At 61.2% G+C, this 8,515-nt stretch carries 5 protein-coding genes and 4 pseudogenes; 4 read left to right on the forward strand and 5 right to left on the reverse strand.

The genetic code is table 11. The features are described from left to right. Positions 1-30 precede the first annotated feature (30 nt). Genes AWB66_RS28825 through AWB66_RS28835 form a run of 3 tightly spaced genes read left to right on the forward strand, consistent with a single transcriptional unit; the run spans position 31 to position 3,619 of the window. Positions 31-1,032, forward strand: coding sequence for an ABC transporter permease (locus tag AWB66_RS28825; RefSeq protein ID WP_087633474.1), 1,002 nt, complete (start codon positions 31-33; stop codon positions 1,030-1,032). A 34-nt stretch (positions 1,033-1,066) separates the two neighbouring features. After that, a complete protein-coding gene (locus AWB66_RS28830; RefSeq protein ID WP_087633475.1) occupies positions 1,067-2,017 on the forward strand; it encodes a sugar-binding protein in 951 nt (316 codons plus the stop codon). A 60-nt stretch (positions 2,018-2,077) separates the two neighbouring features. After that, the gene (locus AWB66_RS28835) at positions 2,078-3,619 is read left to right on the forward strand and encodes a sugar ABC transporter ATP-binding protein (protein WP_087633476.1); all 1,542 of its coding nucleotides are present in this window, start codon (positions 2,078-2,080) and stop codon (positions 3,617-3,619) included. Positions 3,620-3,859: 240 nt separating this feature from the next. Here the strand turns inward: AWB66_RS28835 and AWB66_RS28840 are convergent. From AWB66_RS28840 to AWB66_RS28865, 5 genes and pseudogenes are all read right to left on the reverse strand, one after another. Beyond that, positions 3,860-4,054 (reverse strand): annotated as a pseudogene (locus AWB66_RS28840) (aconitase family protein); the annotation flags it as partial. 146 nt (positions 4,055-4,200) lie between these two features. Continuing rightward, a complete protein-coding gene (locus AWB66_RS28845) occupies positions 4,201-4,764 on the reverse strand; it encodes an alpha/beta fold hydrolase (protein WP_407642335.1) in 564 nt (187 codons plus the stop codon). A gap of 930 nt (positions 4,765-5,694) precedes the next feature. After that, positions 5,695-6,234: pseudogene (locus AWB66_RS28855) on the reverse strand (LysR substrate-binding domain-containing protein); the annotation flags it as partial. A 315-nt stretch (positions 6,235-6,549) separates the two neighbouring features. Then, positions 6,550-7,101: a DUF2934 domain-containing protein gene (locus AWB66_RS28860; protein ID WP_235021280.1), complete on the reverse strand. Its 552-nt coding sequence runs from the start codon at positions 7,099-7,101 to the stop codon at positions 6,550-6,552. Between the two features lie 370 nt (positions 7,102-7,471). After that, positions 7,472-7,870, reverse strand: a pseudogene (locus AWB66_RS28865) (transposase); the annotation flags it as partial. 105 nt (positions 7,871-7,975) lie between these two features. Here AWB66_RS28865 and AWB66_RS34595 point away from each other — a divergent pair. Then, positions 7,976-8,515: pseudogene (locus AWB66_RS34595) on the forward strand (IS3 family transposase); the annotation flags it as partial.

The following is an 8,515-nucleotide window of genomic DNA, read 5'->3' on the forward strand; positions in this document are numbered from 1 at the left end:
GCCCGGCAATACCAGCACACGAGGCTACAAATGAGCAAGTCCACTGCGGCAACTACGGGCGCGAAACCCCGGCCCGGGTTCGCTGGGAATCTCCTGCGGTCACGGGAGACGGGCATCATCGGCGCGCTGCTCATCATGGTCGTCGCGCTGACGATCTTCGCGCCCGACTTCGCGAGCGTTGACAACCTGCTCAACGATGCGCGCAACTTGGCGTTCATCGGCATCGTGGTGCTCGGTCAGGCCGCAGTGATGATCACCGGCGGAATCGACCTGTCGGTAGGCAGCGTATGGGGACTTGCCGCCGTCGCGTCCGCCGCGATGATGCACGCGGGCATGGGCGTGGTGCCCGCCTGCGTGCTGACGCTGCTGATTGCGGCGTCGGTCGGCTTGTTTAACGGTTTCTGCGTGACCAAGCTACGCATGCTGCCCTTCGTGCCGACGCTCGCGACCATGAGCATTGCGCGGGCGCTCGCGCTCATCATCACCCGCGGCAAGGCGATCGACGGATTCCGCCCCGATGGGGACGCTTTCTTCGCGCTCGGCGGCGGCGATTTCCTCGGGCTGCCGGTGCCTTTCCTGATCTTCGTGGCGCTGTCGATCATCGCCGCGATCGTGCTCAAGCGCAGCGTCTTCGGCCGCCAACTCTATGCCGTCGGCGGCAACGAGCGCGCCGCGATGCTCACCGGCCTCAACGTCGACCGGCTGAAGATGAGCGTCTACGTGATGTCTTCGGTCCTGGCCGGGCTCGCGGGCATCATCGAGGTCAGCTACCTCTCGTCCGCGATCTCGAACCAGGGGCTCGGCAAGGAACTGAGCGTCATCGCGGCCGCCGTCATCGGAGGCACCGCGCTTAGCGGCGGCGAGGGCACCGTGATCGGCGTGTTCATCGGCACGGTGATCCTTGAAGTGCTTCGCAACGGTCTCGTCCTGCTCGGCACCGACGCCTATTGGCAAGGAGTCTTCGTCGGTTCCGTGATCGTCCTTGCCGTATTCATCGACCAGCTCAGAAAGGGCGTCTGGCGACGTCGCTGAGTGTTCTGCCCATAACGACCCTTTGGAGAAAACAATGACACGCATCCTGCTCGGCGCCGTGACCGCCGCTGTTCTGTTCGGACTTGGGGTGGCTCCCCACGCACAGGCCGCCGATAAAAAAGTGTTCGCCGTCGTTCCGAAAGCGCTCGGCGTGCCGTTCTATGCCGACGCGGAGAAAGGCTGCAAGGAAGAGGCCGCGAAAATCGGCGCGGAGTGTCTCTTCACCGGCCCGGCCCAGCTCGACGACGCCGAACAGGGCCGCATCGTGCGCGACCTCATCACCAAGAAGGTCGCGGGCATCGCGATAGCGCCGAACAATCCGGATTCGATTAGCGGCGTCATCAGCGCAGCGATGGCGAAGAACATCCCGGTCGTGACCTTCGACTCCGACGCACCGAAGACGAAGCGTGTCGCCTTCATCGGCACCAACAACGAAGCGGGCGGCGAGTCCGGCGGCGAGGCATTTGCGAAGGCGCTTCCGAAAGGCGGGAACTATGCGGTGATCACGGGCGGACTGTCGGCCGCCAACCTCAACGATCGCATCAAGGGCTTTAAGTCGAAGCTCGGCAGCAACTTCAAAGAAGTATCGGGATCGCCCTTTCCCTGCAATGACGATTCGAGTACCGCCGTGCAGTTGATCCAAGACATCCTCGCCAAGAACCCCAATATCGATGGCATTTTCTTCGCGGGCGGCTGGCCGATGTTCGCGCCGGAAGCCTACATGCGCGCGTTGAAGAACAAGGCGGCGGACCTCAAGGGCGGCAAGTTCGTGATCGTTTCGTTCGACACCTTGCCCACGCAGATCAAGCTCCTGAAAGACGGCTATGCGACGACGCTCATCGGTCAGCGGCCGACAAAGATGGGTTCGGAATCCGTCGACCAGTTGAACAAGATTCTTAAGGGCGAGAAGGTGCCGCCGGTCACTGATACCGGCGTGGACATCGTGAATTCGTCGAACGTCGACAAGTTCACGGCCGGCAAGTAACCCCGCGCGGAATGGAGCTCGATAAGGCCGTCCCGCGTCTTCCTTGCAACGAGTTCCGCCATGACCGTGCTTTTGAGCGTTGAACATGTTTCTAAGATCTATCCCGGCGTCAAGGCGTTGCAGGATGTCTCCTTTGAAGTCGAGGCGGGGACCGTGCATGCGGTCATGGGCGAGAACGGCGCCGGCAAGTCGACTCTGATGCAGGTGATCGCCGGCGCGCATTCGCCGACCTCCGGGCGACTGGTGTTCGATGGCCACGAAATGCAACTGTCCGGCACGCGCGACGCCGCCCGCCAAGGCATTTCGATCGTGTTCCAGGAGTTGATGCTCGCGCCGAACATGACGGTGGGGGAGAATATCTTCCTCGGCGCGGAGCCGCGCATGGCGCGCGTGCTGGTGGATCGCGGCGTGCTGATCGCCAAGGCGCGCGCGGCGATGGAACGGCTCGGCATCACGCTCGATCCCGACACGCGTCTCGGCGACCTGACGATCGCGCAACAGCAACTGATCGAGATCTGCAAGGCATTGATACACGAGCCGCGTCTCCTGATTCTCGACGAACCCACGTCGAGTCTTTCCGAGGCCGACTCGCTCACGCTCTTCAAGGTCGTGCACGACCTGCGCGAGCGAGGCGTCACGATCCTCTATATCTCGCATCGCATGCGCGAAGTGTTCGACAATTGCGATGCCGTGACCGTGCTGCGCGACGGCAAGCACGTGCGCACGGCGCGGCTCACGGACACCTCTCCGGACGAAGTGGTGCGTCTGATGGTGGGGCGGGACCTTGCCGAAGTGCGGCGCATCCGGCCTGAGCATGGCGACCAGCCGGTCGTCCTCGCGGTGCAGGGCCTGGGCGACGACGAACGCTATCGCGACGTGTCCTTCGCACTGCGGCGTGGCGAGATCGTGGGTCTCGCGGGACTGGTTGGGGCCGGACGCTCCGAGGTCGCGATGGGCATCTTCGGCGCGCCGCCGCCGACGGCCGGAACGGTGTCGGTGGAAGGCAAGCCCGTGAATGTCAAGAAGCCTCGCGATGCCATGAAGCTCGGCATCGGCCTTGTTCCCGAAGACCGCAAGGACCAGGGGCTCGTGCTCGGGATGTCGGTCGGCAGCAACCTGTCGCTCGCTGCGCTCGGCCTTGGCCGACTCTCGACCGCGAGCGTGATTCGGCCGATGCGCGAGTCGCGCATGATCGAGGGCTACGTGAGGCGCTTCCAGATCAAGACGCCGACGGTTGAGCAGCTCGTCGGCCTGCTGAGCGGTGGCAATCAGCAGAAGGTTGTGCTCGCCAAATGGCTCGCCTCGAGGCCGCGCGTGCTGATCGTCGATGAGCCGACACGCGGCGTGGATGTCGGAACGAAGGCGGAAATCTACGCGCTTATGCGCGAATTAGCTCAAGATGGCCTCGCGATTCTCGTGATCTCGAGCGACTTGCCCGAAATACTGACGATCTCGGATCGCATTCTCGTGATGCGAGCGGGCCACCTTGCGGGAGAAATCAGCTTCGATGACGCCTCCGAGGAGCGCATCATGTCGCTCGCCGCCCTCGAACGTGCAGACCCGGCGCATCCCGAGGCGAAGCCTGCGGGGTTCGTCGCGTAGCAGCCGAAGAAGCTCCATCGAACGTCCCCAATGGCCGATTATGCAAAGCCGTGGATATGGAAACTTGCCGGGCGAGTAGTGGACAGAGCTTGTCAGAATCGGTACCACAAGGTTCCGCAATGGCGTGCGTGCGCTGAAAGTCTACGACGCGCTCGTTGGCACGCCGCAGCCGACCTGGCATCTCGAGGGAGCGCATGGCCGTCGAAATGTGCGTCGGATCCTTTGCGGGATCATAGCAGCGACGTGGCTCACCACCGCGAGTTGCTGGCGCGGACGGCGCACCGCGCGGCCGCGGGCATCGAGCGCGCTGAACGCTTGGGGGCTGGTGTACTCGTTCATTAGATGCAGATCGGCGTACAGCAGCACGTTGTGTTCGTCGATACGCGCTACGGTGTGCGACTCGACGAGCTTCCGGTAAAGGGTCTGGGCTGACATGACTTACTCGCTGAGAAAAGGCAGCACGCGCTTGAGCAGCCGCTCCGGCGCTTCTTCGGGAATGTAGTGGCCGCAAGGTAGGGCCTCGCCCTGCACGTCCGGCGCGTACGCCCGCCACTCGGCAAGCGGATCGAAGTTTTATTCGATCACACCCTGCGCCCCCACAATGCCATGAACGGGCAGCCAATCCGCTGCTGGGATGCGAGCGTCGCGCGATCGTGTTCGAGGTCGATCGTCACGCTTGCGCGAAAGTCTTCGAGATGCCGTGCGCCGTCGCCGGATCGGAGAGGCAGCGTAGATATTCCGCGTAAGCCGCCGGCGTGAACGACGCCAGGCCAGCGCTGCGCGCTCCGATGGTGTGCTTCAGATAGAGATCGGGATTTGCGCGGATCAGCGTCTCCGGGAAGGGCGCGGGGCTCACCAGCATGAACCAGTGCCAGTAGGCGCGCGCGAAATCGAACGAGGTCTGTTCGCACATGGCGAGTGTGGGCGCGACATAGGCGCGTCACCGCTTGCGGATGATCGAGCGCCATGCGCGCCGCGACCCGCCCGCCGCGATCGTGACCGATCACCGCGCAGGTCTCGTGGCCGAGACGGCGCATCAGTTCGATCTGATCGAGCGCCATGCGCCGCTTCGCATAGTTGGCGTGAGCTGCGTCGCCGGGCGGCTTGCTGCTGTCGCCGTAACCGCGCAGGTCCGCCGCCACCACCGTGAAGCGCTCCGCCAGCGCGGGCGCAACTTTATGCCAGATCGCGTGCGTTTGGGGATGCCGAGAAATTCGGACGTCGCACTATGGCCGACTCTCAGTGACGCTTCCTCTGCCTGATGCTTGCCCTTGCCCGGACCGGTCATTTGCCTGCACCCGTGGAAGGGATACAAGTCAGCACGAGAATCCCCCCGTTATTTGCGGCAGATCTAACTGCAGCCTGGTGAAACTCGCCCGGCCCGCAAGACCATTCGGCAACGAAATCGGCCTTGCAAGCATTTCGAATACGAAGGGCCGCCGGCGAGGCAACCGGATAACGACAGGTATCGGCGGCGTTACAGTGCAGAGCCAGGTCACGGGTCGAATTGCCATGATGGGCGCCACAATTTTCACCATAGGTACCGGATTCGATTCGTATAGGGTCAGCCAACCCGTTCACGCTAGCTCCGAAAAGACCAGCAAGCGAAAGAAGGGCGCAGATTGCTCGGATCACGGTTGCCTCCATTGTAGGAGCCACGGTTGTCCCACGAAGGCGAATCGCTAGCATAGCGCTCGTCGACAGCGAGCCGCGTCGTACCGAAGCATGTCCCCGAGCCTGCTACTCAAGTCTAGTGTGTAAATGGCTTTCACGCGGAGAACGATGTCGCTGCCTGTCCGTCGATTCCCTTGTTTTAACGACGATTACGCATTGACAGGGCGGACCGGTTGTTTGCGACCGGACGTCGGCTCTGGCAGATTTGCATGTCACTCATCGGTTGGGTTCCGAGGTATCGCTGTCGCTCCAACGGCGGAACTTTGCGCGCCCCGAACGACAGGTGGTGGTCCGAGTCTTGTCCGACGTCTACCCGCAGTGTGGTCCTCCGTTGATCGTCCGTATCGTCCAGTTGTCGGCCCGTTGCAGCCATTGAAGATTCTCGAAGGCGGACTGCGGCTTTATTGAATTTGCGGACATCCGTCGAGGAGCGGCAGGCCGTACTGACTGTTGCTCACGCATGGCGGGCGTTCAGGCTTTTTGCTTTTTCGTGAGACGGAGTGGTGGCTGACATCCTTTGGCAAGCGATGAGGATTGCCGAGGAGCTCGACGAGCCGTGTCTCGCGTTCGGAAAACGAGTACTCGCGCCGCTGCGACACCATGAAGATGAGGGCGCGCATGTGCCATGCGCGCCGTCGGAGTTCGACAAGTGTTCCATTCGCGAGGTCTTCCGCAACCATATAATGCGGCATGTGCCCCCAGCACAAAATGCCCCTGAGCAGATCATGCTTCGCGCCGAGGTCATTCACAAGCCACTGGCGTTCACCGGCGACCCGCTGTTGTGTCTTTTCCGCATCGGGCTGATTGTCGGTGACGACGAGCTGGATGTGCTGGCCGAATTCCTCCCGCGGGATCGGCCCCGCGATTGCGGCCAGCGGATGCGATGGTGCACAGACGGTCACCGTTTGCGCTTCACATAAACGCTGCCTTTCTATTGAACCACATGGCAGTACCGATATCCATAATATTTCCTTGAACTAAAAAAGCAGATAGCTCCGGATGGAGCGGGGCAAAACTTCAAGGAGGGAGAGGACAGCGAGTACCGCACAGGTGAGGCTGAAGCGGATGCTTCGAAAGCGGAAATAGGAGAGTGCCGAAAAAATTTCAAGAGCGCTCGACCTTTGTTGCACGCGGCCGAGCATTGCTCGCATGGGTTGGCGCGCATGAGCTGCACACCGGCGCCACAAAGGGGCGCCTTTCGGTCGGTTCTCCGTTGATTTGTTCCATACTTCCCGCGCTGTCCTGGGACGGTAGAATCACTGCGCCTGGAAATCGACAAGCTGACGCCAATATTCATCTTCCCGCCCTTCGGGGCTTCCTTCCTGCTGCCATAAAACGTAGGCCCGCTCCCGAAGATGTTGGTCAAGAGCGCGATGCCAATACTCTTCCGCGCGTCCCTCAGGGCGTCCGTCTTTCTCCCAGAGCAGGTAAGCGCGCTCTCGAACAGCCTGCTCCAAACCAAGTTTCGTTTCCGAACTCTTTTCAACTTCATCGCCATAGGGAGCCATCTGACCGCGCCGACTCGTATGGATCCTTGCCGTCAGGGTGCGGAGTTCAGCGTCGGGGACAAGCCGGCCTTGCGCTGCCGCTTCAAGCGCCTTTTCTTGATAGGCGGAATCCTCAGCTGCGTCGCCCGAGTCGCCCAGCGTAACGGGGTAGGTGTGCAGGACCGAACCGCGACTATCTAATACGTCAACCAATCGTTCCGCCATGATGATGTTCCACGTTTGTTGTAAATCCACGGGTCCTGACGGATCCGCAGGTGACATGCAGCGATGTCTTCGCCCACATCGCAGAGCAATTTTCATGCTAGCTCCGGACGTTTTCGACAAAGTCGCCAGAGACATCACTTGGGGCGGCGCTTTCTTCCCTACAGAATTGAAGATTTGCAGTCGTTGCGTCCGCGCTGATACCAGTCTGTCACCATCCCTGAACGCTCGCTGGCTGCCGCAAGCGTTGCTGATTCAAGGCAAGCGCTACTTAAGCATAGCTGCCCGGGGAGGGTTTCTGCCACTCAAGAAATCGAGGAATGGTGGAAACATAGCGCTGGAGGAATGCAACGAGATTGGCAGGGGCGGGCGAGTTTCCCAGCCGTCGCCACGACTCAGCGAAGCGAGAGAAGTGGCCTCACTTGTCCGGACAGTTTTGTGAGATTTTTAAGTGGAACGTCCGGGGCAGTCATGCTGCCGATTTGATCGCAGGCAGCGTCGCGAAGTATGCCTCATCCGGCGTGCGGTCTTCCAGACTCGAATGAGGTCGTTTCTGGTTGTACAGATTGATGTAATCGCCGATTGAGCGGCGGGCGTGGCCGACCGATTCATAGGCCTTCAGATACACCTCTTCATATTTCACGCTTCGCCACACGCGCTCGACGAACACGTTGTCTCGCCAGGCACCTTTGCCGTCAATCGACAGGCGAATGCCCCGGCTGAGCACGGCCTCGGTGAACGCTGTCGCGGTGAACTGGCTGCCCTGGTCGGTATTGACGATCTCAGGTTGCCCGTACTTCGCGAACGCTTCTTCCAACGCCTCGACAGCGTGCATCGCCTCCATCGTAATCGCTACGCGGTGGGCCAGTGGGCCGGCCCCTGCGAAAGCCGGACACGATGTAACGCTTAAACTTTGAGGTAGTCTTACGCCTATGTTTAAGCCCAGCTCTAACGTGGAAACCATTGAATCGCCTGGCGCAAGCTGTATCAGGATGGAAGCCTGTCAGCCGTGAGTGCCGGCGAACAGTGGTGCCAGCCTCCGAACTGGTCGATGCGATGAAGCAGATTCGCGAACTCCAGCGACTGCTGGGCAAGAAGACGATGGAAGTGGAAATCCTTCGCGAAGCAGTGGAGTACGGCCGGGCAAAAAAATTGATTGCGCGCTCACCATTGCTGCCGGGGGACGACCGATGAAGACGGTCTGTGAAGTCCTGGGTGTGTCGCGCTCTAATCTAGCGGTGAAATCAAAGCGCGAAGCTGAATGGGTCGACAAGCGCAAAACGCCCGCCCGTGACGACATGCCGCTCGTCGCGGAGCTTCAGGGGCTGGTCGCTGATTTGCCTAGTTACGGCTATCGGCGTGCATGGGCGTTGCTGCGGCGAAACTGGGACGCGCAGGGACAGCCTCGCGTTAATGCAAAACGGGTTTATCGGGTTATGCATACCCACGGTCTGCTGCTCGAACGCCGGCCTCGCCATGCCCAGTCAACGCGCCGGCACGACGGCAAGGTCGC

This window comes from Caballeronia telluris (assembly GCF_001544495.1).
In the GTDB taxonomy this organism is placed as follows: domain Bacteria; phylum Pseudomonadota; class Gammaproteobacteria; order Burkholderiales; family Burkholderiaceae; genus Caballeronia; species Caballeronia telluris.